Genomic DNA, 26,474 nt, shown 5'->3' with positions numbered 1-26,474 from the left:
TGAACCCAGGCAGTGCGATCATTTACGACGGCATCAACATCGCTCTCGATTGAGATGCAAGCTGCTCCAACGATCGCTAGTTCAGCCGGTTGCCACTATCAAACCGGGAGGGGGGGTACGGGGGGAAACCTCACGTCCGCCCCTGCGTGAGGGCGTCTGGGATAAGCGACCCCTAACCTATCCCGGAGTTCAACAGTGTCATGATGGCTAAGGCCCGCTTTAGGCTGGCTGGGCGTGGCGCGAAGAGGAACCGATAACCGGCCCCCCAAGCGAAAAGCTAGAGAGTGGAGACTGCCTGCCAGATTGGATCGCGGCTCGTCCGCAACTCATAGAGCATTGTCTTCATCCGCGCAGCAAGGGGGCGCTTCGGTGTGTAAACCCAGCCCTCGTTACCTCTAAACCGCTCTAAAACACCTTCCCGCATCAGCAAGTTGATGATCTTCTCGACTTTAGACGAAGGCGCAAACTTCCCAAGGCCACGCGTCAACGCTTCTTCCTTCCTTCCTGCCCCCTTCTGGAAGAAAACCTTACGGATGATCGCGACGAGAACCTCTTGCTCTGGGCTCAATCCAATTTGCCGGATTCTCGACACGCTCTCGACGGAATCGTAGTGGTCGGCACTAAAGCCTTTTATCCATGCCGGCACAGCATTGGCCGATGCAATACCGAAAACACGTTCAGCGAGGCAGTTTTCAAACGACGTATTAGGAGGCGGAGCGGACGGCAGAGTGAAGTCGCCAAGCACCGAGTTTGTTACACGAAGATTAGACGGAAGCGTCTTCGATAAGTTCAGCTTGACGAACAATCCGTCGTCAATTGTGAGCCCTCCAAAATCTAGACTTGCCAATCTCCCCCGCAGCAGACTAGCAACAATATCGCACGCCAATACCCTGTTGGAACCGGTGAGGGCCCGCTTAGCAAGCTGAAGAAATTCTAAATTCCTGTCACCAATATGGTGAGAAAGAACCTTTTGTCCTAGATCGTTCAAGGGATTAACGTACTTGATTCCATTGGTCTGGCTATGTCGAGCCGCATCATCGGTGCGCGTAAGGTTTGCGATATCCTTCGCTCGAAGCCCATCGAGGATGTAAACGTCGATAAATTGGCGGTCGTTCGATTCGGCTTTCACCCGACCTAACGCAGGAAGTCTTTGCAGCATAACGGCAGCCTCTTCAACCGGCTGCTGGCCTACGACTGCCTCGAAAGCTGTTTGGGTATCAGCCAACGTTATTGGACCAACGTTCGCTGGCCGAGTCCGCGTCAGCCGTGCGAGCTGGATAAGAATCAATTCAATCGTTGATGCATCAAACGAGATGTGTATACGAGCATCTCGTTCGCAGAGAACATGGATGAAATGCTCCCAAAACTCTGCTTCGTCTTGTTCATCTCCGAACATCCGATCGATGTCGTCTTCGGAAAGATTTACAATCGTCTGGCAGATGAGCGGCCTCCGAGGAAGCCACTGCGGGAGATCAATCTCAGCCTCCAAGCGGCGGAAGAACTCACTAGTTTCCGCCTCGGAAAACTCACTTTTGCAGCGAAGCACAACGGCTGAATTCTTCGACATGCCTAGCGCTGCGAACATCTCTTCGTTGTTGTTGAAGTAGTGCTCGCGCCCCGTAATCAGCACTCCGCCCGTCGTTCTAGATATGAGGTCTTTAACTCCCTCAAGCGATTTAGCACGTATTGCACGCAGCTTGTCGTTGTCGTTGCTCCAAGACTGCGAGCCCAGTTCGTCGAACCCATCAAATAGAAGGATAAGGCTGTCTGTATTTAGTGCTCGAATGGCAGGCTTTTGCAACGCATCGAGCCCAAGATCTTCGAGATGCCGACGCAACAACTCGATGCCCCTCTTAACTCCCCACATTTCACGAAGATCTATACCTACAGGATAGTTCTGCAAAGCCTCTGCCTGCGCGGCGAGCTGAAAGAAGACCTCACGTAAGCATCGGCTTTTGCCGCTACCGTACTCTCCAAGCAGCACAACTCGCTTTCCTGCGAGCAGCAAATCTGTCACGTCTTTTGCGGTTAGTTCGGTTCGGTGAGCGAGGTGTTCGTATCGGACAGCGACATAATCGCTCTCATCCCTTCTCCCGGTGAGGGGATCAACAGCACTGCCGAAGGGGGCGCTTTCACGAGCGATGCGATAAGTAGCAAAATCGTAGAAGGTACGGGCGAAAGACTGGAAGGAAACAACCTTAATCTTGTGAGGCGCACCAGCCTCGACCATTGATTTGGTTACGGTCCCGTTGACAACACAGAAACATCTAGCGAATTCGCCGCTTTCTGCCAGGAGAGCATTTTTGGCAGTAAGGAGTTTATTAACGTCTTCACGAACCTTATTAAGGTCTCTTCGCTCCGTCATTTCAATTAGGATGCGTATATCGCTTTCAGTGTCGATCACACCATCTATATCGACACCTCCAATTCTCCCAGGAAGGCAGTCGTGGCTCCATATTGCGGAAGCAAGTCCACGTACATTCTCTTCGAAGCTAGCCCACGACTTCATTTTTGCGCACCGGCGATATGTTTCAACCTACAGTGTCATCGGTTCACGCGCGGTATCAAGGGTTAAATGCGGATTTTATTAGTTTGCCCCGTAGACTTTCAATGCGCCACGCGACTGTGCTACAAACTCTACGATGCAAACCCTGAGAACCCTATAAAATAGGCTTTCCAGCCCTCCCCTCATGCAGTCCTTTCCTGGGCACCAATCCGCAGATGTCGAACAGGACGATGGCTTCGGCCATCGCAAGGCGCGTGACCTTCCCCTGAAGGGGTCGAGGATCCGCCTCCCGAGGTTCGGCGGACGATTTCCCGAGAATTCGATCTTCCTTTCATCGTCGGCGCCAGGGGCGGGTCGCTTGTCGAGCCATGTCCTCTGGCTTGCGATCGTCGTTGCGGGACGCGCGGCGGCCTGAACGTCGCGCGACGGCACCGTTTCGCCCGCGCGGCGCCCGGCATCCGGGTTGCCCGGCGCGTTTACAGATGTCGCCAATGTGCTAAGCCTTGTTCCCTTAGGTCAGTTTCCTTTCGTCTTGTGAGCGTGTGCGTAGGTCTGAAAGCTGTTCTTCCCGTCAACCATAGGGGATGCTGCAATGATCGAACACGACTACGTCGACAATCCCAATCACGAGCTGCCGGACTGGCTCCTGAAGTCGTTCGACGACGCGCGGGCCGCGCGGCTGGAGGCTTTGGCGCGTTCGCACCGGTTCCTCGCCGAGTCTCGGCCGTCCGGCGAGGAGGCGGCGATCTTCCATGCCGCCGAGCATGAAGGCTTCAAGGGCGATGACGGCCGGGCGCGCTCCGCCCTCCAGGCCTATGCGGATCGCGTCGGCAAGCTCGGCTGGACCGATTTCCAGCCGGAACTCGCGCCGCTGGATGCCGCGCCCTTCGCGGCGGGCGCCGATTTCTGGTGGGCGCGGACGCAATGGTATGGCGGCGGCGGGATCGCCGTATCCTCCCAGACCGACGGGCTGCACTTCTTCGGCCATCGCGACTACAACGGCGATCCGCTGCTTCCCTTCAGCACCGGCGCCTGGGCGACCTTCGAATTGCAGCCGGAACGGCGACCGCCCTCCGCCTCCGGCCGCTACAACTCGGCGCCCTGGGTCGAGCTCTTCGGCAACATCACCGGCTGGACCAATATCCAGAGCTGTCCCTGGGCCTGCGACGACAAATGGTGCAAGTGCTGGATGTATCTGCGCCAGTCCGCGATCCAGTTCGTCGACGATGTCGGCACCTGGCGGCTGTGCGGCGAGGCGACGGCGCGGCGCACCTGGATCGACGAGGACGGCAACGGCCGCACCGTCGTCGCGCAGATGCCGGGCTATCTGCCGATGCCCTTCCTGCAGTTCGGCCTGATCCGGCCGGACCGCTCGATCTTCGTCGATCTCGAGGTCCGCTTCGACATCCAGCTCGAAGGCTCGTCCTATATCGGCTTCAGTCCCGCCGACAATCCGGCCAATTCCGTGCTGCTGCGCCACTTCCAATGGCCTTGCTACGCCGCGTGAGGCGGTAGGACTCCAAGCCGGATGCGGAAGGCGCGGCGGATGGCACCGCCGCGCCGTACCCCCTCCTTCCCGGCCGGCGCGCCGATCGGACCGGCTCAAAGCTCCGGCTTGGCTGTCGCGTCGGCAGGCATGTCGCCCTGAAGACGAAAAAGAAGATCGCCTTCCCTCAGATCTTCGTGCCCGGCCGAAATACGTAGCCAGGACTTATTTAGCCGGAAACGGGCCAAGATGGACTCCGCGATTGACACAACCAAAAGTTATTTCGCCCCAGGATGTCGCAGGGGAATCCGTTAAGCCGATCGAGCGCGGCCTCCTCGCCCGCCATCGCATCGCCGGTGGATCTCACGCGATACGCCTCGCCAAGCCGGCCGGATCGAGGCCAAGTCGTTGAAACGGCAAGGGCGAAACAAAACCGATAAAACACTTCGCCTTGCGCTTACTATTATTAAACCATTTAATCATCGATCAATAAAATCATCCATTAACCGTCGAACGGCCGATTAGTTGCTTTCCGATTCAAATTCATCCTAAGTCACGGCGACCGATCTCCCAAGGTAAGTTGTCGAGAGCCTCATGCACGTCCCTGCGAAGGCATTATTGTGGTCGCTGCCGGCCATTGCCGCCCTGTTACTGATCTTCCAGCCACTCAGCGTGGAAACACAGCTCGCGGTCGCCCTGACCGCGATCGTGCTGTCCGGCCTGATCTACGTGTTCCGACTGCAGGGCGCGTGGCGGCACTGTTTCCTGGTCTTCGCCGTGGCCGTGGTGCTGCGCTACGCCTATTGGCGCACGACGGCGACGCTGCCGTCGTCCAGCGATCTCGTCAGTTTCGTGCCCGCGATCATTCTCTACGCGGCCGAGATGTACTGCATCGCCTTCCTGTTCATCAGCCTCTTCGTCGCCGCCGATCCCCTGGAGCGCAAGCGCGCGCCGCAGACGGCCGACGAGGACCTGCCGAATGTCGATGTCTTCGTGCCCTCCTATAACGAGAGCGCCGACATCCTCTCGCTGACCCTGTCGGCCGCGAAGGCTCTCGACTATCCGGCCGAGCGCCTGAAGGTCTTCCTTCTCGACGACGGCGGCACGGACCAGAAGCGCAACTCGCGCGATCTGCGCGCCGCCGCCGAGGCCCAGCGCCGCCATGTCGAACTGCAGGAGCTTTGCCGGACGCTCGGCGTCACCTATCTGACGCGCGCCAAGAACGAGCACGCCAAGGCCGGCAACCTGAACAACGGCCTCGCGCACAGCACCGGCGAGCTCGTCGTGGTCTTCGACGCCGATCACGCCCCGGCCAAGGAGTTCCTGCGCGAGACGGTCGGGCATTTCGGCGAGGACGACAAGCTGTTCCTCGTCCAGACGCCGCACTTCTTCTCCAATCCCGACCCGCTGGAGCGCAATCTCGGCACCTTCGACCGCATGCCGTCGGAGAACGAGATGTTCTACAACTCGATCCAGAAGGGGCTCGACAAGTGGAACGCCACCTTCTTCTGCGGCTCGGCCGCCGTGCTGCGCCGCCGCGCGCTGGAGCAGGTGGGCGGGTTCGCCGGCGTCACCATCACCGAGGACTGCGAGACCGCGCTCGAACTGCATTCGCGCGGCTGGACCAGCCGCTATGTCGAGCGGCCGATGGTGACCGGCCTCCAGCCGGAAACGCTGTCGAGCTTCATCGGCCAGCGCTCCCGCTGGTGCCGCGGCATGATCCAGATCTTCCTGCTGAAGAACCCGCTGCTCCGCCGCAACCTCAGCCTGTCGCAGAAGACCTGCTACCTGTCGAGCTGCATGTGCTGGTTCTTCCCGCTGCCGCGCATGGTGTTCCTCCTATCCCCTCTTCTCTTCATCTTCTTCGATCTGAAGATCTTCGACGTCTCGGCGCAGGAGTTCTTCGCCTACACGGTCACCTATCTCGCCATCAACTCGCTGATCCGCAACTATCTCTACGGCTCGGTGCGCTGGCCCTTCGTGTCCGAACTCTATGAATACGTGCAGTCGGTCTATCTCTTCCGCGCCGTCTTCAGCGTCATCGTCAACCCGCGCCGGCCGACCTTCAACGTCACCGCCAAGGGCGAGACGCTCCAGGAAGACCGCCTCTCGCCGCTCGCCGTCCCCTATTTCGTGATCTTCGCGGTGCTGCTCGGCGCCATGGTCTACTCGGTCTATCGCTACGAGACCGAACCGCAGGTCGGCGGCATCCTGCTCGTCGTCGCCGCCTGGAACGCGCTGAACGTCCTCATCGCCGGCGCCGCCCTCGGCGTCGTCACCGAGCGGCGCGAGCGGCGCCAGACGCCGCGCATCAGCGCCGCCCGCAACGCGGTGCTCTCGGTCGCCGGCGCGCTGATCCCGGTCGAGGTGAAGGACACCTCGCTCGGCGGCGCCAAGGTGGTCCCGCTCGCCGCCCTGCCGGCGCTCGCCGGCCAGGACCGGGCCGAGATCATCGTCGTGGACGGCGAAAGCGGCGCCGAGCGCGGCCGCCTGCCGGTCACCATCCGCCAGGTCACCAGCTGGAGCGACACGGTCACCCTCGGCCTGCGCTACGAGGCGACCTCCGGCGACTATGCCGCGATCGCCGAGCTGATGACGGGCGATCTCAGCGCCGTGCGCGAGGAGCGCGAAGCGCGCCGCCGCCCGCGCGGCATGCTGCGCGGCAGCCTGACGCTGCTTGCCTGGGGTCTCGGCCGCCCCTGGAGCGCCTTCTACCATCTCGTCGCCGATCGCAACGAGACGCCCGCCAAGCCCGAAGCCACGGCGCTGCCGTCCCTGGCCTCGAAGATCACCCCGGCCACGCCCGCCGACGCCAGCTGAACGAAGGACGATCGGGATGACCCGCAAACTTCCGCTGACCCTCGCCGTCGCGAGCCTTCTCGGCACCTCCGTCGCGGCCCTCGCCGCGCCGGCCGAGACCGCGCCCGCCTTCGATCCCAATGCCGCCGCCCCCCTCGCGCGGGCGGCGGACAGCGCGGCGCCGGCCAATCTCCGGCGCTTCGCCATCGAGAACCGCGACCTCACCCTCGAAGGCGAGAGCCGCCGGCTCGAATTCCCGGTCTTCGTGACCGCGGCGGAATCGGCCGCCGCCGCCCGGCTGGTGCTCGTTCTCGACAGCGCGGTCTCCGTCCTGCCCGAGCAGTCGCGCATGCTGGTCTATGTCAACGACATGCTGGTGCGCGACGTCACGCTCGGCCGGGCCGGCGGCCAGACCGTCTCGGCCGACATTCCCGCCGCGCTGCTGCAGCCGGGCTTCAACGGGGTGCGCCTCCTGGTCGAGCAGCATCACCGCGTCGACTGCTCGACCGACGGCACCTACGAACTCTGGACGAAGATCAATCCGGCGACGAGCGGCCTCGTCTTCGACGGCGCGGCGCGCAGCGTCCGGTCGCTGGCGGAACTGCCGGCGATCGAGCCGGGCGAGGACGGCCGGGTGCGCATTCGCGGCGTCGTCGGCGCCAGCGCCACCGGCGGCGCGATCGACGCCACGATGAACGCCATCCAGGCGGCGGTTCTCCTCGGCTATTTCGAGGCGCCGACGGTCGACTTCTCCGATCGGGGCGGCACGGGTCCGGGTCTCGACGTCGTCGTCGGCAGCGTCGGCGAGCTCGGCAAGGCCTTTCCGGACCTGCGCGGCAATACCGACATTCCCTTCGTCTCGCTGCTCCCCTCCCGCGACGGCCAGCGGCAGGTGCTCGTCGTCTCCGGCGTCACGGCGGAGAATGTCCAGCAGAATCTCGCCGATCTCCTCGCCCGCGCCCGCTCGATGCGGCCCGAGGGTCCGGCCGCCGGCCAGGAAAGCCTCGCCATGCGCCGGGGCCAGAGCGTCGGCAGCGGCGAGACGGTGAGCTTCGCCAAGCTCGGCGCCGACACGCGGCCCTTCGCCGGCCGCTTCTATCGCGACGAGTTCCGCATCGTCCTGCCGGCCGACTTCTATGCCGCCGACTACGACTATGCCGCCTTCACGCTCGACGGCAGCTTCGCGGCGGGCCTTGCCGAGCGGGCGCAGCTCATCATCCGCGCCAACGACCAGGTGGTGACGACGCTGCCGCTTAGCTCCAGCCGGGCCGGCCAGATCCGCCAGCAGCGGATGCGCGTGCCGCTGAAGGCGCTGAAGCCGGGCGTCAACGTCTTCAACGTCGAGGCGATCGTGCCCAACGCCGCCGACGCGGCCTGCGAGACGACCGCCCAGGCGACGCCGCAGATCCGCTTCAGCCTCGCCGACACCTCGTCCTTCACCATGCCGCACTATGCGCGCATCGGCCATGCCCCGGACATCGCCTCGATGACCGCCGGCATCGCCGAGGCCAATCGCGCGGTGGAGAAGGGTCTCAGCCTCCTGGTGCCGAATTTCGACCGCCCGCTGCTCGGCGCGGCCGCCACCTTCGTCGCCAAGATCACGAGCTCGACGCGCAAGCCGCAGCCGGTGCGCACCACCGCCACGCTGTCGCTCGACCTCAAGGACGATCTCATCGCCTTCGGCGCCCTCAACACGCTGCCGCCGACGATGTTCGACACGGTCCGCATCGCCCAGGTCGGCGGCGCCGCCACGGAAGTGGCGAGCACCGGCGCGGCCTTCGTCGCCCCGGCGGCGGCCGCGACGCCGCCCGCCCCGGCGCTCGGCCTGCCCGACCCCGCCGCCCTCGCCGCGGCGACCCCGCCGCCGGCGCCGGTTGTAGAGGAGGCCGCGATCGGCGGCGGTCTCAACCGCGTCCTCGACGATCTCGGCACCTCGGCCGGCTGGGCCCTGTCCGAGATCATGACCATCGCCACCGCGCAGCGCACGCCCGAGGCCTTCACGCCCTCGGCCGATGCCGATCTCACCATCGCGCAGATGCCCTCGCCCAACGCCTCCTCCTCCAGCTGGACCATGGTCACGGCGCCGACCAAGGATCAGGTGGTGGCGGGCGTCGCCACGGTGACGAAGCGCGAGCACTGGTCCTCGCTCGGCGGCGCCGTGACGGAGGTCTCGTCCGAGGACGCCCGCGTCACCACCCATGCGGCGACGAGCGAGCGGCTCTACGAGACGCAGCCCCGCACCTTCTCGAACGCCCGCCTCGTCGTGGCCGGCTGGTTCTCGCGGCATACGGAGCAATATCTCATCGCCACGATCGGCACGCTGCTCCTCCTCGGCTTCGCCACCAGCCTGCTCCTGCGCAGCGTCGGCGAGAAGAACTCGTGATGCGGCTTCGCCATCTCCTGGCCGGCGCGGCGATCGCGGTCGCGGCGGGGCTCGCGGCGCTTCCCGCCCGCGCCGCGCCGCCCCCGGCACCGGGCGAGGACCTGATCCTCGGCAGCTGGGCCCTTTATTCGAGCCGCTTCGTCGCGCCGGAAGGCCGCGTCGTCGACGGCGCCAATGGCGGCATCAGCCATAGCGAGGGCCAGGGCTACGGCATGCTGATCGCCGTCGCCGCCGACGACCGCGCCGGTTTCGAGCGCATGCTCGGCTGGACGCGCAAGGAGCTGATGGTCCGCGACGACGGGCTGGCGGCCTGGCGCTGGGACCCGGCCGCCGATCCGCATGTCTCCGACCGCAACAACGCGACCGACGGCGATCTTCTGATCGCCTGGGCGCTGCTGCGGGCCTCCAAGCGCTGGAACGAGCCGAAATGGCGCGACGAGGCGCGGGCGATCGCCGACGCCGTGGTCGAGACCAATGTCGTGGCGAGCGGCGGCGGCAAGGTGCTCCTGCCGGGCAGCCAGGGCTTCCAGGCCGGCGAGCAGCCGGACGGACCCGTGGTGAACCTGTCCTACTGGATCTTCCCGGCGCTGGAGGAGCTCGGCGAGATTTCGCCGAAGCTCCGCAAGGCGGATCTCGCCGCCACCGGCGCCCGCCTCGTGACCGACGCGCGCTTCGGCCAGGCGGGCCTGCCCGCCGACTGGACCTCGCTCGCCGGCGAGCATCCGGCGCCGGCCAAGGGCTTCCCGGCCGAGTTCGGCTACAATGCCGTGCGCGTTCCGCTCTATCTTGCCTGGTCGCGCCAGCCGGACAGCTATCTCGTCGGCAGCTTCGCCGACGCCCTGTCGCCGGGGGCCGGCGGCCCCCGGACGGTCGATCTCGCCACCGGGCAGACCCTCGAGCGTCTGTCCGACCCCGGCTATGGCGCGATCGTCGCGCTTCTCGACTGCGCCACGGGGCGCAGCCCGCGCGCCGAGGCCGCCACGGCCTTCGAGCCGACCCAATACTACCCGAGCACCCTCCACATCCTCGCCTTGATGGCGCTTGCCGAGAGGTATCCGCAATGCCTTCGCTGAACCGACTGCTTCTTTCCTCCTCCTTCTTCGTGCTGGCGCTCGGCGGAACGAGCTTCGCGGCGGGACCGACCGCCCCGGATTTCGGCAATGCCGCGCCGGTGAACGTGGCGAGCGCCTCGGTCGCCGTTCCGGCTTCGCTCGGCGCCGCCGCGCCGACCCGGCCCGTCGCGCCCGGCGAGAATCCCTTCGCCGCGCCGCCGGCGCCGATCCAGGCTCCGGCCGCCGCCGCGACGCTCCGTCCGGGGATCAATCCCTTCGCCGCCGCCCCCGCCCCCGCCGCCGCTCCGGCGACCGCGACGCCCGCCTCGCCCTTCGAGCCGACCCCGCCGCCGGCGGACGCCGCCAAGGCCGAGGACGGCGCGACGGATGGCGCGGTGGACGAGACGGCGCTGCGCTACTACGCCTCGACGCGCAATCTCGCCCGGGTCGGCGCCGAGATCCGCCGCCTGAAGGCGCTGCATCCCGACTGGCAGCCGCCGGCGGACCTTTTCGCCCAGAAGGCGGCCGTCGACGAGAGCGAGCTCTGGGATCTCTTCGCCAAGAAGGATTTCGCTGGCCTCGACGCCGCGATGGCCGCCCGCGTCAAGGCGCAGCCGGACTGGAAGCCTTCCGACGACCTCGCCGGCAAGGTCGCGGTCGAGCGGGCGCGGTTCGAGATCGGCAGCGCGGCGAGCCGTAGCGACTGGAACGGCGTCGTCACGGCGGCCGGCAAGAACGCGGCGGCGCTGACCTGCGGCAATATCGACCTGCTCTGGTCGCTCGGCGAAGGCTATGCGCGGCTCCAGAACTTCGCCCGCTCCTTCGATCTCTACAGCTATATCCTGAAGAGCTGCGACGACCCGGCGCAGCGCATGGCGACCTATCAGAAGGCCGCCCTCCTCCTGCCGCCGCAGGGCATGGAATCGCTGGCGGCCCTCGGCCGGCCGCAGCCGGACGGGCGCGACGAGTTCGGCTCGCTGCGCTTCGATCCGCTGCGCCGGCAGATGGCGGCGGTCGCGTCCGGCGACGCCGGCAGCGGTCCCGACCAGGCGCAGCTCGACGGCTTCGCCGCCGCGGTCGCCACGAGCCGCAGCCAGGGCGACGCTCTCCTCTTCGGCTGGTATCTCTACGCGCTGAAGGACTTTTCCGGGGCCACGGCCTGGTTCAAGGCGGCGGGCCAGCTCGGCCCCGATCCGAAGGCGATCGAGGGCCAGATCCTCGCGCTGCGGAGCGGCGGGCAGACCGACGAGGCGGTGAGCCTCGCCTTCACCAATCGCGCCCGCGCCGAGGAGATCGCCAAGCTCTATATCGAGATGATCTCGACGCGCCTCACCGAGAACGACGCCGCCGCCGTGCTCGACGCGGCGACCATCCGCGACTTCTCCGGGGCAGTCGATCAGGCGCGCTCGGCGCTCGGCGCCCAGTCGCTCGGCTGGAACCTCCTGGCGCAGAACCGGCTGGACGACGCGCGCGGCTGGTTCGAGAAGTCGGTGTCCTGGCAGCCGACGCAGGAAGGCGTCACGGGCCTCGCGGTGGTCGCGGCCCGGTCGAAGAATCCGAAGGAGCTGCGCGAGATCACGCAGCGCTTCGGCAACGACTTCCCCGAACTCGCGAGCCTCAAGGCGGAAACGGCGGAGCGTCCGGCGGCGAAGGCCGTGCGCGCCGTGAAATCCGGCGGCGGCGCGAAGGGCGGCGGCGGTGGCGGTGGCTCGCAGCTGATGGCCGAGGCGAATGCCGCCTTCAAGTCGCGCAACTATGCCGAGGCGCTCGCCCTTCTCGACAAGCAGAAGGCCAAGTTCGGTCATAATGGCGGCGCCGAGCTCCTGCGCGGCTGGGCCAATCTCAAGCTCGGCCGCTACGATGAGGCCCGGCGGGTGTTCAAGGCCGAGAACAGCCGCAAGTCGACCAAGGATACGCGCTTCGGCATCGGCGCGGTGTCGAACGAGCAGTACAGCATGTGGGAATGAGAATGCGGCCCGGCGGGGTTCCGCCGGGCCGCAACAGGGGAAACCGGGTCCGGCCGGCGCGAGGGGGCGCCGGCCGGATCGTTCCGTCAGGCTTACTTGATGTAGCCGGCGCGGGTCATGTCGCGCGTCGCCTGGGCCTGGGCCGCCGCGAGCGCCTGATCGACGGTGATCGAGCCGGACAGAGCCGCCGCCATCTGCTGGCCGACCGCCGTGCCGATGCCCTGGAATTCGGGGATCGCGGCGAATTGCAGGCCGACATAGGGCTTGTCGGGCTTCGTGCCCGGATCGGCGGCGTTCATCGCCCGCAGCGTTTCGGCCGCGAAGGGCGTCGCCTCGGTATATTTCTTGTTCTCGTAGAGCGAGGTGCGCGTGCCGGGCGGCACGTTCGACCAGCCTTCCTTCTCGGCCACCAGCGTCTGGTAGTTCTTGTCCGTCGCCCAGGCGATGAACTTCTCGGCCGCCTCCTTCTTCTTGGAGGATTGCGGAATGGCCAGCGACCAGGCCCAGAGCCAGTTCGCCCCGCCATTCGGGCAGTTCTCGACGCCGCAGGGCGCCGAGGTGAAGCCGACCTTGTCGGACACCTGGCTCTGCTTCGGATTGGTGACGAAGGAGCCGGCGCTGGTCGCGTCGATCCAGATGCCGCACTTGCCCGTCGAGAAGAGGGCCAGCGTCTCGTTGAAGCCGTTGGCGGCCGCGCCGGGCGGGCCGTACTTCTTCATGACGTCGACATAGTCCGACACGGCCTTCTTCCAGCCCTCGCTCTGGAACTGCGGCTTCCAGGAAGCGTCGAAGAAATTCGCGCCGTAGGAGCGGGCGAGATTGCCGATGAAGGCCATGTTCTCGCCCCAGCCCGGCTTGCCGCGCAGACAGATGCCGTAGACGCCCGCCGACTTGTCGGTCATCTTCTCCGCCGCTTCCTTGACGAAGGCGAAGGTCGGCTTCTCCGGCATCTTTAGGCCGGCCTTGTCGAGCAGGTCCTTGCGGTAGATCGTCATCACGCTCTCGCCGTAGAAGGGCGAGGCATAGAGCTTGCCCTCGGAGGACAGCGCCGTACGGATCGGCGGCAGCAGGTCGTCCACCGCGAAGGCCGAGCCGAGATTCTCGAGCGGCGTCAGCCAGCCCTGCTTCGACCAGATCGGAACCTCGTAGGTGCCGATGGTCATGATGTCGAACTGGCCGCCGCGCGTCGCGATGTCGGCGGTGACGCGCTGGCGCAGCACGTTCTCCTCCAGCGTCACCCAGTTCACCTTGATGTCCGGGTTCGCCTTCTCGAACTCGGGCGTCAGGCCCTGCATGCGGATCATGTCGTTGTTGTTGACGGTGCCGATCGTCAGCGTCGTCTGCGCCCCGGCCGCGCCGGCGAGGCCGAGCAGCGCGGCGCCCGCCATGAGGGTCCGTATCCGCGTTCCCATTGTCATTGGCATATCCTCCCAGAGTGCCGTGATCGTCGTACCATGAAGGAGAGACCGGTCGATGCCGGCCTCCCGACCCGCGCGGCATCGGCCGTCGCGGGGATTCGCGCGTCTTCGCTTCCTAACGCAGGCGCCTCAGCTCATCCAGTTGCCGCCGTCGACATTATAGGTCTGGGCGGTCACATAGTCGGAATCGGAGGAGGCGAGGAAGATCGTGATGCCGCGATAGTCCTCCGGCTTGCCCATGCGGCCGAGCGGCACGGCGAGGCCGACGCGCTTCTTCTTCTCGCCGAGCGGCAGGTTCTCGTGGCGCGCGAACATCGCGTCGACCTCGTCCCACATCGGCGTGTCGACGACGCCGGGCGCGATGCCGTTGACATTGATGCCATGCGGGGCGAGCGCCAGCGCCGCCGACTGCGTCAGCGAGATCACCGTCGCCTTGGTCGCGCAATAGACGGCGGCCAGCGCCTCGCCCCGGCGTCCGGCCTGGCTCGCCATGTTGATGATCTTGCCGCCGCGCCCCTGCTCGACCATCCGCGCCGCGACCGCCTTCATGGTGAAGAGCGTGCCCTTGACGTTGATCGCGAACTGCCGGTCGTAGCTCTTCTCGCTGATCTCCAGGAACGGACCGGCATCGAAGATCGCGGCATTGTTGACGAGGATGTCGATGCCGCCGAGCGCCTCCACCACCCGCCCCACCATGGCCTGGATCGAGGCCGTGTCGGACACGTCGAGATGGACGCCCATCGCCTTGCCGCCGAGCGACTTCGCCGTCGCCTCCGCCCGGTCGAGGGCGATGTCGGCGATCACGACATGCGCTCCCTCGTCGGCCAGCGCCCGCGCCATCGCGGCCCCGATCCCTTGCGCGCCGCCGGTGACGATCGCAACCTTGTCCTGCAATTTCATGGTCTCTTCCTGATCAGATCGTCCGCGCGGGCCCCGACGGGAGCCGGTCGCGAAAGCCGCCGCTGCAAGCTGGGAGGCGTTGCGGTTCTCGGGCCTCGGACCGGCTCCCGCTCCCGGCGGGGTGCCGAGCTCGCTAGAGCCGAGAACCGAGGGCGCGCGCAAGGGGGATCGGGCGCCGGCCGCCGGCATGCTTCGTCGTCTGGCGCGACATGCGAACCTCCCCGTCCTCGCCCCTGTCCGCCGCGACGCGCGGCCGGACAGTCTCCCTGGCCATGCGTGATTTAGGCGCGACGGACGGGCCGCTGTCAACGACTTTTGTTTGACAGGGTCGTCATATGTCGCAGCAGCGTCGGAGCGAGCTTTTCCGGCCGGCGGAAAACCACCGCCGGCCGTGATGTCCTCGAGCCCTGCTTATTCCGCCGCCTGGCGGGACACCTGCGTGAAGCGGTCCGGCCGGAAGGGCGCCAGCATCGGCTGGCGCTCGCCCGTCGCGATCTCGCGGCCGAGCATCTCGCCGGCGATGAGACCGAGCGTCGCGCCGGAATGGCTGAAGGCGACGAAGAGGCCCGGGATCTCGGCGAGCTCGCCGAAGACCGGATCGCCATCCGCGGGGATCGGCTTCGGCCCGACGCCGAAGGATTCGACGACAAGGCGCGGCTGGCCTTCGAGCACCTTGGCGGCCTCGGCGAGAAGCCCATCGAGCGTTTCCGGCCGCACCGCGTAGCTGCCGTCCTCCTTCGCGACGACCTCCTCTTCCGACCAGGCGGAATCCAGCGCGAAGGCACCGTCCGGCGTCGGGCGGATCGCGACGCGCGGCGTGTTGAGGACGGCGCGCAGCGGATGGGCGAAGGGCGTCGTCTTGACAAGCAGCGAGATCGGCGTCTGGTCCGGCATGGCGATGCCGAGCTCGGCCAGCGAGCGCGGCACCCAGGGCCCGGTGGCGAGCAGCACGGCATCGGCCGCGAGCCGCTCGCCGCCGGGAAGGAGCGCGCCCGCCGCCCGCCCGTTCTCGACCGCGACCCGCACCTTGCCCGCTCCTTCGACGATCGCGACGCCTTCGGCCGCCAGCTGCCCGCGCAGGAAGGCAACGAGCGAGGGCAGATCGACCCAGCCCTCGCCCGGATTGAAGATCGCGCCCTGGCGGGTGATCGCCCGCGCGTCGACGCCGGGCGTCACCGCCGCGACCTCGGCCGGCGCCAGGAAGCGCGCGTCATAGGCGATGGCGGTCTCGTAGGCGAAGACGGCCTCGATCTCGTTCTCCGCCTGATCGGCATCCCAGGTCAGGCCGCCGTCGAAGCGCAGCCAGGCCCCCGCCCGGGGATGGGCGGCGAGCAGCGAGCGATAGCGGTCGAGCCCCGCCATGCGCAGGTGGTGATAGGCGAGCGAGCGGTAGCGCGAGGAGTTCAGCCAGGAGAGCGACCGCCCCGAGGCGCCGGAGGACAGGCCCGCCTCCGTGACGAGCGTCACGGCGCAGCCGAGCCGGGCGAGATGCAAGGCGGTGGACGTGCCGAAGATGCCGCCGCCGATCACGGCGACATGGCGTTGGGCGGAAGAGGTCATGGTCGGATGTCCCTTGGGCTCAGGGGCGCTCCCAGCCGTTCGAGCGGCCGGAGCGGAAGAAGGCGTCGATGACGCGCATATTGGCGATCGCGTCGTCGAGGCCGGCGGGCGCCGGCCCCTCGCCCCGGATCGCGGCGGAGAAGGCGTCGCCCTGGAGCCGGTACTGGTCCGTCACCGGGATCTCGATCGCCTCGCGGCCGGAGCCGAAGAGATCGCGCCCGTCATCGACGATGATGCGCGTCGGGCGGTCGTTCGGGGCGTTGAAGGGAATCTCGATCTCGATCCGCCCCTTGGTGCCGAGCACCACGACGCGCTGGCTGGGCGAGAGCTGCGTCGCGCAGGTGAAGGCGAGATGGCGCCGGCCGGGAAACTCGGCGAGGCCGCTGACCATGCGGTCGATCCGCATCTCGGGATCGTTGTCGAAGGTGCCGACGACGCGCTCCGGCTCGGCGCCGAACAGGAAGCGCGCCGTGTTGATGGCATAGCAGCCGATGTCGTAGAGGCCGCCCCCGCCGATCTCGGCCTGGTTGCGGACATTGGTCGGGTCGGTGAGATAATAGGAGAAGAGCGTGTGGATGGTCCGCACCTCGCCGATCCGCCCTTCGGCGACGAGATCGCGCGCCTTCAGCCATTGCGGGTGATGGCGCACCATGAAGGCCTCGGCGACGCGCCGGCCGGTGCGCTTCGACACTTCGACCAGCGTCTCGGCTTCGGCGGCGGTGAGCGCGATCGGCTTCTCGCAGAGGACGTGCTTGCCGGCCTCCAGCGCCTGGATGGTCAGCGGCACATGGAGATGGTTCGGCAGCGGGTTGTAGATCGCCTCGATCGCCGGATCGGCGAGCAGTTCCTCGTAGGAGCCGTACGCGCGCGGAATGCCGTATTCCGCCGCCACCGCCCGCGCCTTGTCGCCGTCGCGCGAGGCGATCGCCGCGATCGTCGCCCGCTCGCCCTTCTGCATCGCCGGGATCACGGCCTTCAGGCCGATCTTCGCCGTCGAGAGGACGCCCCATTGCACCTTGGATGTCATGTTTCCTCGCCCTTCGTTGCTCGCCGCGCGGTTCAGAGCACTTCCGACAGGAAGCGCTTGAGGCGCGGGCTCCGCGGATTGCCGAAGATCGCCTCCGGCGGCCCGCTCTCCACGACGGCGCCCTCGTCCATGAACACGACCTGATCGGCGACGCGCCGGGCGAAGTTCATCTCGTGGGTGACGACCACCATGGTCATGCCGCTTTCCCCGAGGCCAGCCATCAGCTTGAGGACGCCTTTCACGAGTTCGGGGTCGAGCGCGCTCGTCACCTCGTCGAAGAGCATCAGTTCCGGCTCGAGGGCAAGGGCCCGGGCGATGGCGACGCGCTGCTGCTGGCCGCCGGACAGGTCCATCGGCCGGTGGTCCATGCGCTGGGCGAGACCGACCTCGGCGAGCCGCGTCTCGGCGACGCGCCGTGCCTCGCCGCCCGACAGGTTCTTAACTTTCCGCAGCGAGAGCATGACATTGCCGAGCGCGGTATGGTCGGGAAACAGGTTGAAATGCTGGAACACCATGCCGACGCGGCGGCGCAGCCGGTCGGGCTTCATCGCCATGACGCTGTCGCCGTCCAGGCGGATGTCGCCGCCGAGCGGCTCGGCGAGACGGTTGAGGCAGCGCAGCAGCGTCGACTTGCCGGAGCCGGACGGGCCGATGATGCAGGTGATCGAGCCGGCCGGGGCCGAGAGATTCACCTTCCGCAGGACCTGATAATTGCCATAGGCCATGTCGAGATCGACGACGTCGAGCCGCGCGCCCTTCAGCTTGCCGCGCGCCGGCAGCGCCGGCGTTGCGGCCTCCTCTTCCTCCACCTCGTGGAGACCGGAGGACGGAGCGGCCGGGCGGCGGCCGGTGCGCAGCCGCTTGTCGATGGCGTTCACCGCATGGGTGAGCGGCACGGTGATGAGGAGATAGAAGAGGCCTGCCAGCATCAGCGGCGAGAGATTGCCGGAGACCACGGCCTGATCCTGGCCGACGCGGAAAAGCTCGCGTTCGGAGGCCAGGAGGCCGAGGAAATAGACGAGGCTCGAATCCTTGATATTGCCGATGAACTGGTTGACCAGCGCCGGCAGGACGCGCCGCACGCCCTGCGGCACGACGATGAGCCGCATGCCCTTCGGATAGGTCATGCCGAGGGCGCGCGAGGCTTCGAGCTGCCCCTTGTCGACGCTCTGGATGCCGGAGCGGAAGATCTCGCCGATATAGGCGCCGGCGATGAGGCTGAGCGCCAGGATGCCGAGCGGATAGGGCGAGGGCCCGAAGATCTGCCGGCCGATCCGGGCGAAGCCCTGGCCGATGAGGAGAATGGTGACGATGGCCGGCAGGCCGCGGAAGATGTCGGTATAGATACGGGCCGGCACCCGCAGCCAGGCCGAGCGCGAGATGCCCATGATCGCCAGGATCATGCCGATCACGATGCCGATCAGCGTCGAGGCGAAGGCGAGGATCAGCGTGTTCTTGAGGCCGACCATGAGCATGTTCGGCAGGACCTCGGCCATGGCGCCGAAGTCGAAGAAGCTGCGCTGGATGATCTCGAACCAGGTCATGCGGCCCGCTTGCGTACGACGAGGGGAAGAGCGGCCGCGCGGCCGCCGCGCGGGTTGGGACAGGCGCCCGCCATCAGGGAAGCGGGCGCGCCGTCGTGATGCCGGGCCGGCTTACGGCTTCGGCAGATACTGGTCGGGCATCGGCGAACCCGGGAACCACTTCTGGTAGAGGGTCTTCCAGGTGCCGTCCTGCATCGCCTCGTGAAGGCCCTTGTTCAGCGCCTCGCGGAAGGCATCCTTGCCCTTGGCGACGACGAAGCCGGCCGGCGCGTCGAAGGACGGGATGTTGATCGCCAGCGTCAGGCCCTTGTACTGGTCGCCATATTGCTTGGCGGCCTCGTAATCGAGGAAATGCGCGTCGATCGAACCGGAATTCAGCGCCGAGACGGCGGAATTGTTGTCCGGAAACTTCACGATGTCGGCCTTGGCGAAGTTCTTCTCCGCGTAGATTTCCTGGAGCGTGCCCTGGACGACGCCGAGCCGCTTGCCGGCGAGATCGTCGGCGCTCTTGATCGCGGTGTCGGCGGTCAGCACCGTCAGATAGCCGGCGAGATAGCCGTCGGAGAAATCGACCGTCTTCTTGCGCGCGTCCGTCGTGCCGATCGCGGCGACGGCGACATCGAAGCGGCCATTGGCGACCGAAGGCATCAGGGCCGAGAATTCCTGGCCGATGAAGGTCACATGCGCCTTGTCGAAGCCGATGCGGCGGGCGACGTCGAGAAACAGCTCGATGTCGAAGCCGGTGAAGTTCCCGTCCTTGTCGGTGAAGGTATAGGGCTTGGCATCGCCCATCGTGCCGACGCTGATCTGGCCCGGCTCGATGAGGCCGTAGGCATTGTCGGCGGCACCGGCGATACCCGCCGTGCCGGCGAGAAGCGCCAGCCCGAACGCGGCGGAGGCGAGGATGGATCGGCGGTTCGGTCGGTTCATGCGTCGTCTCCTTGCAAAGCCGGCGACCCCCGTCGCGCGGAATTCTCGCCGAGGCGGCAAGCGCCTCCTCCCGCGACCGGCCATGCGTCGCCGCACCTCCTTGACCGGCCTCGCCCTTTCGGATCGAGTAAAGCTTGAGACCGGTTTCATGACAAGCGGAAACCGGTCTCAGACGCGAATTTTTGTGCAATTGACGAAACTGGCGCGGATTTGTACGCGAAAGGCGAATGGCCGACACGCTCCCTCCCAAACGCCTTGTGACCGTCGCCGATGTGGCGCGCGCCGCCCAGGTCTCCAAGGCGACGGCCGCCCGCGCGCTCGGCGGCTACGGCACGGTGAGCGAGGCGCTGAAGCAGCGGATCGTCGAGACGGCCGAGCGCCTGGACTACCGGCCGAACGAGCTCGCCCGCACCATGGCGACGGGACGCTCGCTGACCATCGGCGCGGTGGTCGGCGATATCGAGAACCCGTTCTTCGGGCTCCTGGTGCGCGGCATCACCGACAGCGCCAAGGCGCTCGGCTTCGGCGTGATCCTCGCCAATTCCGGGGAGGACGTGGCCGAGGAGCGGACGGCGGTGGCGATGCTGATGGCCAAGCGCGTCGACGGGCTGATCGTCGCGCCGGCCTCGATGCGCGACGGCGCGCATCTTCGCGACGCGCAGGCGCGCGGCCTGCCGCTCGTCTTCGTCGATCGCGAGGTGGAGGGGCTGGAGGTCGACGCGGCGCTGGTGGACGACGGCGCGGCGGCGCGGCGCGCGACGCGGCTGCTCGTCGCGGCCGGCCACCGGCGGATCGCCTATCTGACCGCGACCGACGCGCCGGAGGCCCGGTTCCGCGACCTGTCGCAGATCGTGCTGACGACGGTGCTCGGCCGGCTCAGCGGCTTTCTCGACGCGGCGGCGGCGGCGGGGCTGGAAGCGCCGGAGCGTTTCGTCCGGCTGAACGCGGGCGCGCCGCGTGCCGCCCAGGCGATCCTTGCCGAACTCCTGACCGGCGCGGATCGCCCGACCGCGATCCTCGCCTCCGACAGCAAGATCGCGCTGGAAGTGTTCCGGGCCGCGCGGACGCTCGGTCTCGCCATTCCGCGCGACCTGTCGCTCGTCACCTTCGACGACGCGGAATGGACGAGCGCCCTGTCGCCGGCCGTCACCGTTTTGGCGCAGCCGTCCTACGATCTCGGCGGCGAGGCGATGCGCATGCTGGCCGAGCGGATCGAGGGGCGGCGGGAGGTGCGGCGGCGCGTCTTCGACACGCCGCTGATCGAGCGCGAATCCGTCGCGCCGCCGCCGATACTCGCGCCGTAGAAGCGGCGCGGGAAAGAGGTCGGCAGGCTTTCACGAAGACCTGCCGTCCGGCTCTCAAAGGCTCGGAAAGAACTTTCCAAGTTCACCGACCGTCGGATCCGCCGACGAGGCATGCACATTGAAGCGGCCGTCAGGATCATCGCGCCAGCGCGCGACATGTTCCGAGCGGATCTGTACTGTCATGCTGCGGAAGCGGACCGGGCCCGTGACTTCGACATGGGCGACGTCGCGCCATCCAATCGTCGGCATGATTATCTCTCCATCAAAGCAATGGTGCGACTTCCTAACCGCTCTCCTTGGCATTTCGAAGACACGGAATTTTGCATCCTGTCTTGAAAACGGCCTCCGCGAGGAAATATTTAGGCGACGAACGATCGGGCGGCCCGGATCGGCAAGGGATCGAGCCCGAAGCGGACCGGCGAGCGGATCGTGATCGACGGACGGCCGCGCTAAGCGCGAAAACGGTGCAAGAAAACCGATTTTCCGTGCCGAAATCAGGCCGAAGGATCGGAAAAGCCGTTGACGGAGACTTCCTGCTGGGCCGGCTCCGCGCCTTGTTCCAGCACCCTGTCGCGCTGATCCTCGAAGCCGAGCGCGGCGACGAAGCGTTCGAGCAGCGCCCGGTCGAAATGGCCGTCCCAACGCGCCATCTGCGTCAGCGCCTCGACGGGCGCCCAGGGCTTCTTGTAGGGCCGGACCGAGGTGACCGCGTCATAGACGTCGCAGATCGCCGCGATGCGCGCGGCGCGGCTCAATCCCTCGCCCGCCAGCCGCCCCGGATAGCCGCCGCCGTTCATGCGCTCGTGGTGATGCAGGCAGACATCCAGCACGAGCTCGGGCGTGTCCGGCCGGGCAAGCAGGATCGCGTGGCCCCTCTCGGGATGCGTCTGGATAAGCGCCACCTCGGCGGGGGAAAGATTGGCGGGCTTCTGCAAGACGGCGCGCGGGATCGCCATCTTGCCGATGTCGTGCAAGAGGCCGGCGAGGCCGAGCAGCCGCACCTCGTCCTCATCGAGCGCCAGATGCCGCGCGAAGGCGATCATCAGCCCGCTGACGGCGATCGAATGGAGATAGGTATAGGAATCGACCGACTTGAGGCGCGTCAGCTCGAAGAGCGCGGTGACGTTGCCGTCGATCGAGCCGACGATCTCGTCGACGATCGGCAGCGCGCGCTGCAAGGGCATGGCCCGCCCGAGGCGCACCTCGCCGAACATCCGCGCGATGCTGCGGCGCGACTGCTGGATCACCCGCTCGGCGCGGGCCCGCTCCCGATCCATGGGCGACAGAGCGAGACGCGGGAGGGAAAGGCGTCGGCGCTGGGGAGGAGACGCGGCGGCCGGCGCCGCGTCCGCATCGTCGGCGAGCGGCACGCCCTTCGCCTCGTCGATCGTCACCGCCGCGACGGCGCTCGCCCGCAGGCGCGCGAGATCGGCGGGCGCCTCGATCAGGAAGCGCTTGCGCCAGAAGGGGTGATCCAGCCAATTGCCCTCCAGGCGCTCGATGAACATGCCGAGCCGAACCTGATGGGTCGCGATCTGCCTCAATCCCTTTCGCATGGCACGGCAAGCTCCGCGATCGTCGAGAGGGAGGGGACCGGGCGCCGCTCTCGAATCGATTGCTCAGTGATCCGCCAACCATGGCCGGCGGAGCATGAAGTTACCCTTTCGCCCGGGCGGCGCGCCACACGAAAATATGCCGTGGGGTTAGGGTCGGATGACGTCTGGCCGCGCCCTCCGGCAGGGCGAAGCACGCCCGAAGCGCGTCGCGCCGGACCTCCGCGCGACGCCGCGCCGCGAGTGCCGGATCGACCGCCCGGCGCGGGCGCGATCCAGGGCCCGGCGGCTGCGGGAAGCCGCGGCCGGGGCACAACGGTCGCTCGCGCCCCGTGGTCAGATCATCAGCTGGTCGTGATGGATGAAGTGGACATCGTCGGCGGTGAGCGCCGCCGGCGCGACACCCTTCACGAGCAGCGTGTCCGTTCCGAAGGAGAGGAGTGTATCGCCGCCGAGCTTCGTCATGTGGGTCTGCAGCTCGGAGAAGCTGGAGACGAGGCTGTCGTCGAACGCGAGGACGTCGTGCCCCGTGCCCGATCCCGCCTCGAAGCCCTTCACCACGTCCTTGCCGAAGCCCTGGCCGAAGACGAAGGTGTCCGCCCCGCCCTTGAAGCCGGTGAAGGTGTCCGCGACGCCCTCGTGCGAGACCAGCACCGCGCCGGCGGCCTTGGCGACTTGGCTGTGGCTGCCGTCCGCCGCCGTCCGGTCCGTCCAGAGCTTCACGTTGCCCGCGCCGTAATGGGTCTGCGTCACGGCGGAGGGCAGCGGCGAGCGGCCGGCATAGGCGAATTCGAACGCATCGCGCGCCCCGGCGAGATCGCCCAGCACCTTGGTCGTCTCACGATGGAAGGCGTCGTACTGATGCACCTCGCTGGTGCCGTCCGCCCCGTTCACCTGATAGAAGGCGAGCGAGCCGTCGGCATGGTGGCGCAGCATCTCGGTGAGATGGCCCTTCGCATCGTAGCTCGCCACCTGGTCGGCATAGGGCTTGCCGGCCACCGTATGCTTCGTCTCCACCCGGCTCTTGTCGGCATTGACGTGGACGAGGCTCGTTTCGCGTCCCGTCTCCGGGTCGAAGCCGCGCCATTCGCGCGAGCCGTCGACATTGCGCATGTCGAAGGAGAGGTGATGCCCGGCGGCATCGTATCTGTCCTGCGTCTGGAGGCGTCCGTCGCTCGACAGGATCGAGACGGTGAGCTCGCCCGCCGGCGTCCAGTCCTTCACCACCTGGCTGCCATCCGCCTTCACCGTCTGCGACAGGGCCGGCCGGCCGTCGGCATAGGCGCGTTCCAGCGAGATCAGCCTGCCGCTCGCCGCGTCATAGACCGCGTCCTGGCTCGCATAGGCCTTGCCCGTCACGACGAAGCTGTGCTCCTCGCGCAGACCGTCGTGGATCGACGTCTCGGCGAGCTTCGTGCCGTCCGGCGCGTAGCGGTCGATGCGCTTGCCGCCGTCCAGGCCGGTGAAGATCACCTGCCGGAGCGCGCCCTGCGCATCGTATTCGGCCTCGGCGAGACCCGACGCGTCGCGCAGCGTCTCGATGGCCCCTTCCCGGAAGATATGCTCGCGCTGGGCCTCGGTCAGCGCCGCGCCGGTCAGGACCACCTCGTCCTTGCCGGCCCCGCCGACGATCTGCAGCGCCGTCTGGACGCTGTCGGTCGTGAAGACCGTGCCGGCCTTGCTGCCGCTCGCGACGAGAACGTCCCGCAGCGTCTTGCCCGTCAGATCCAGCGCCGCCGCGTCGGTCGTCAGTTCGGCATTGTCGACGCCCATGATCAGGGTCACATCGGCGAGCGAAGCCGCATCGACCTTGACGACCGTCGCGCCGTTCAGCTGCGAGAAGCCGCCGAAGAGCGCCAGATTCTCGACATTCTTCAGATCGATCTTCGTCAGGTCGTAGACCGTGTCGGCGATGGTGATCGGGGTATAGATCTGCGTCTCCGGGTCGTAGCCGCCCAGAACCTGATAGACATGGCTGAAATTCAGCTGGTCGCGCCCCGCGCCGCCGTCGATCACGCTGCCGGCCGCCAGATGGTCGGGCTGCGAGGCGATGATGTTGTCGCCCTCGGCGCCGCCCTGGAGGTTCACCCGTCCCGTCCCGAGCTGGACCGAGATGTTCCCCGTCCAGGCCGGGACATTCGCGCCGGGCACCCGGCCGTCGCTGAGGACGAGCTTCAGGTCCATGCCGTCGGGCAGGTCGAGATTGACCTGCACCCGGGTCGGATTGCTGACACGCACTTCCTCGAAGCCGGAGAAGGCGGCGAGCTCCGACAGATCGAAGGTGTTGCGGGCGTCGAACGGGTTGGAACGATACGTCGCCTCCGCGCCGTCCAGCGCCAGGACGTCATGACCGGCGCCGCCGACCAGTTGGTCCGAGGCATTCAGCGTGGACAAGGTCGCCGTCACCAATCGCCCCTCGGCCGAGGGAGCGAGAAGATCGGTACCGGGAGTGAGGGGGACGACCGAAAGAAAGGAATCGGACATGCGAATCTCTACTACAACTCAACTCGCGATGCAGTTGCATGACTCCGAATTCCGCGCCAGCGGATTTAAGGTTTCGGAAAGGATAAATTCGCTCAGTGGCTTGTTCGCTTCCGTCGGGCGGATCCGGACCCCGCCCGATGGCGAAGGCAGGAGGAGGGCTCGTCGCGTGCCGGGTGGCGGCGCGGGCGATCCGGGCAGCGTCATATGCCGGTGACACGACCTTCCTATGGGCTGTCCGCACCCGCCCGCCCCGCCTGCCGGCCAGCGGCTTTTCCCAGCTGGAAACCAGCCCATGACCCCATCCCCGATCGTCGCCGTCGGCTTCAACGCCGCTTCCGCCGATGGCGAATTCGCAAGTCTCGAGGCGCGGCTGCGCCAGATCGCGGAAATCGGCGCCGATGTCGCCGAGATCGCCGTCTCCTCGCTCGACATCGTCGCCGGCGGCCGCATCATTCCCGAGCGCGCCGCCCGGCTCGAACAGCTGACGCGCTCGCTGCCGCTGCGCTACACCGTCCACGGCCTCGTCGCCTCCAACTTCATGGACAGGGAGACGGTCGACCGCCAGCTCGCAGCCGCCAAGGCGCTGGTCGAGATCTGCGACCGCATCGGCTCCGGCATTCTCGTCCAGCACAGCGGCGCGATCCGGGCCGACCAGGGCGCCGAGCGCGCGGCGGCCGGCCGGCTGGAGGACGAGACCGTCCACGCCCTCGCCGAATTCGCGCGCCCCTACGGCGTGCGCATCGCCCTGGAGAACATCTTCACCACCGAGCCCGGCCAATGGCGCCGCAGCCCGAGCGAGCTCGCCGGCGCGATCAAGGCGATCGGCCATCCCAATCTCGTGGCGCTGATCGACTTCAGCCACGCCTATATCGAATCGACCTATCGCGGCCTCGACTTCCGCGCCGAGCTCCGGGCCATGGCCGAAGTCGCCGGCCATCTCCATGTGCATGATTCCTTCGGCCAGCCGCAGGGCCGCACGCCCTTCTACTTCCCGCAGGAGGCGACGGCGCTCGGCCTCGGCGATCTCCACATGCCGCTCGGCTGGGGCGACATCCCCTTCGCCGAGATCTTCGCCGAGCTGAGCCCCCTGCCCGGCACGGTGCTGATGATGGAGATCAACCACCGCTACGGCGCCGAGCAGCCGGCCTGTCTCAGCGAAGCGCGGCGCTTCGCCGCCCTCGTCAACGACCGGCTGCCGGCCGCCGCCTGACGAAGGCGCCTCCTCGGGTGATCGGCGGGCCGCTCCGCAAGGGGCGGCCCGTCGTCTTTACGGCTTCCTTATGCGGCGCCCGCCTCTTTCCTATCGAGGCTTTATGCGGCGGCTCCTAGATCGACGGACGATCCCGAAAGGAGGGCTCGCCCCGTGCTCGATCTTCTCTACCTCGCCGCCGGCCTCGGCTTCTTCGCGCTGATGGGCGCCTATGCGCGCTGGGCGGACCAGGCCTGACATGCTCGACCTCGTCCTCGGCGGCGCCACGGCGCTCGCCCTCGCCGCCTATCTCGTCGCCGCGCTCGTCCATCCCGAGCGGTTCTGACGCTTCCGATCCTTTCGCAAAGGCCC

18 protein-coding genes are annotated in these 26,474 nt (G+C 67.1%); 8 read left to right on the top strand and 10 right to left on the bottom strand.

Annotation, left to right across the window (positions count from 1 at the left end; all coding sequences use genetic code 11):
- Window positions 1-277: 277 nt before the first annotated feature.
- Entirely contained in the window at window positions 278-2,404 is a 2,127-nt protein-coding gene (locus IEY14_RS24195) for an NACHT domain-containing protein (RefSeq protein WP_210318570.1), read from the bottom strand.
- A gap of 694 nt (window positions 2,405-3,098) precedes the next feature.
- On the opposite strand from IEY14_RS24195, the gene IEY14_RS24190 reads away from it, so the two are divergent.
- The 5 genes from IEY14_RS24190 to IEY14_RS24170 all read left to right on the top strand — a co-directional run bounded on the left by IEY14_RS24190 (window position 3,099) and on the right by IEY14_RS24170 (window position 12,193).
- Window positions 3,099-4,013, top strand: coding sequence for a hypothetical protein (locus IEY14_RS24190; RefSeq protein WP_188913160.1), 915 nt, complete (start codon window positions 3,099-3,101; stop codon window positions 4,011-4,013).
- 573 nt (window positions 4,014-4,586) lie between these two features.
- Entirely contained in the window at window positions 4,587-6,812 is a 2,226-nt protein-coding gene (gene bcsA / locus IEY14_RS24185; RefSeq protein ID WP_188913158.1) for a UDP-forming cellulose synthase catalytic subunit, read from the top strand.
- A 16-nt stretch (window positions 6,813-6,828) separates the two neighbouring features.
- Window positions 6,829-9,174 (top strand): cellulose biosynthesis cyclic di-GMP-binding regulatory protein BcsB, encoded by a 2,346-nt coding sequence (locus IEY14_RS24180; protein WP_188913156.1) that lies wholly within the window; start codon window positions 6,829-6,831, stop codon window positions 9,172-9,174.
- Entirely contained in the window at window positions 9,174-10,247 is a 1,074-nt protein-coding gene (locus tag IEY14_RS24175) for a family 8 glycosyl hydrolase (RefSeq protein ID WP_188913153.1), read from the top strand. The genes IEY14_RS24180 and IEY14_RS24175 overlap by 1 nt, the downstream gene beginning before the upstream one ends.
- A complete protein-coding gene (locus tag IEY14_RS24170; protein ID WP_188913151.1) occupies window positions 10,235-12,193 on the top strand; it encodes a tetratricopeptide repeat protein in 1,959 nt (652 codons plus the stop codon). Before IEY14_RS24175 ends, IEY14_RS24170 begins: the two co-directional genes overlap by 13 nt.
- A 92-nt stretch (window positions 12,194-12,285) precedes the next feature.
- Here IEY14_RS24170 and IEY14_RS24165 read toward each other — a convergent pair whose 3' ends face one another.
- From IEY14_RS24165 to IEY14_RS24140, 6 genes are all read right to left on the bottom strand, one after another.
- Window positions 12,286-13,581 carry an ABC transporter substrate-binding protein gene (locus IEY14_RS24165; protein ID WP_244639659.1) on the bottom strand — a complete coding sequence of 432 codons (1,296 nt, stop codon included), beginning with the start codon at window positions 13,579-13,581 and terminating at the stop codon, window positions 12,286-12,288.
- A 159-nt stretch (window positions 13,582-13,740) separates the two neighbouring features.
- Window positions 13,741-14,511, bottom strand: coding sequence for an L-iditol 2-dehydrogenase (locus tag IEY14_RS24160; protein WP_188913149.1), 771 nt, complete (start codon window positions 14,509-14,511; stop codon window positions 13,741-13,743).
- A 411-nt stretch (window positions 14,512-14,922) separates the two neighbouring features.
- Entirely contained in the window at window positions 14,923-16,071 is a 1,149-nt protein-coding gene (locus IEY14_RS24155; RefSeq protein WP_188913147.1) for an NAD(P)/FAD-dependent oxidoreductase, read from the bottom strand.
- A 19-nt stretch (window positions 16,072-16,090) separates the two neighbouring features.
- Complete coding sequence (locus tag IEY14_RS24150) at window positions 16,091-17,098, bottom strand: Gfo/Idh/MocA family protein (RefSeq protein ID WP_188913145.1); 1,008 nt, start codon at window positions 17,096-17,098, stop codon at window positions 16,091-16,093.
- Between the two features lie 32 nt (window positions 17,099-17,130).
- Entirely contained in the window at window positions 17,131-18,642 is a 1,512-nt protein-coding gene (locus IEY14_RS26215) for an amino acid ABC transporter permease/ATP-binding protein (protein WP_188913144.1), read from the bottom strand.
- 111 nt (window positions 18,643-18,753) lie between these two features.
- Window positions 18,754-19,572 (bottom strand): ABC transporter substrate-binding protein, encoded by an 819-nt coding sequence (locus IEY14_RS24140; protein ID WP_188913141.1) that lies wholly within the window; start codon window positions 19,570-19,572, stop codon window positions 18,754-18,756.
- 227 nt (window positions 19,573-19,799) lie between these two features.
- On the opposite strand from IEY14_RS24140, the gene IEY14_RS24135 reads away from it, so the two are divergent.
- The gene (locus IEY14_RS24135; RefSeq protein ID WP_188913139.1) at window positions 19,800-20,876 is read left to right on the top strand and encodes a LacI family DNA-binding transcriptional regulator; all 1,077 of its coding nucleotides are present in this window, start codon (window positions 19,800-19,802) and stop codon (window positions 20,874-20,876) included.
- Between the two features lie 54 nt (window positions 20,877-20,930).
- On the opposite strand, the gene IEY14_RS24130 is transcribed toward IEY14_RS24135, so the two are convergent.
- From IEY14_RS24130 to IEY14_RS24120, 3 genes are all read right to left on the bottom strand, one after another.
- Window positions 20,931-21,125: a hypothetical protein gene (locus IEY14_RS24130; protein WP_188913137.1), complete on the bottom strand. Its 195-nt coding sequence runs from the start codon at window positions 21,123-21,125 to the stop codon at window positions 20,931-20,933.
- 245 nt (window positions 21,126-21,370) lie between these two features.
- Entirely contained in the window at window positions 21,371-22,432 is a 1,062-nt protein-coding gene (locus IEY14_RS24125) for an HD-GYP domain-containing protein (RefSeq protein ID WP_188913135.1), read from the bottom strand.
- Between the two features lie 333 nt (window positions 22,433-22,765).
- Entirely contained in the window at window positions 22,766-24,913 is a 2,148-nt protein-coding gene (locus IEY14_RS24120) for a hypothetical protein (RefSeq protein ID WP_188913133.1), read from the bottom strand.
- Window positions 24,914-25,205: 292 nt separating this feature from the next.
- Between IEY14_RS24120 and IEY14_RS24115 the strand changes: the two genes are divergently transcribed.
- Together IEY14_RS24115 and kdpF are read left to right on the top strand one after the other, a co-directional pair.
- A complete protein-coding gene (locus tag IEY14_RS24115; RefSeq protein ID WP_188913132.1) occupies window positions 25,206-26,123 on the top strand; it encodes a sugar phosphate isomerase/epimerase family protein in 918 nt (305 codons plus the stop codon).
- A 211-nt stretch (window positions 26,124-26,334) separates the two neighbouring features.
- Window positions 26,335-26,448, top strand: coding sequence for a K(+)-transporting ATPase subunit F (gene kdpF / locus IEY14_RS24110; RefSeq protein WP_194446536.1), 114 nt, complete (start codon window positions 26,335-26,337; stop codon window positions 26,446-26,448).
- Window positions 26,449-26,474 lie beyond the last annotated feature (26 nt).

The organism is Aureimonas endophytica (assembly GCF_014642635.1).
In the GTDB taxonomy this organism is placed as follows: Bacteria; Pseudomonadota; Alphaproteobacteria; order Rhizobiales; family Rhizobiaceae; genus Plantimonas; species Plantimonas endophytica.
This window is presented reverse-complemented; position numbering and strand designations above follow the sequence as displayed.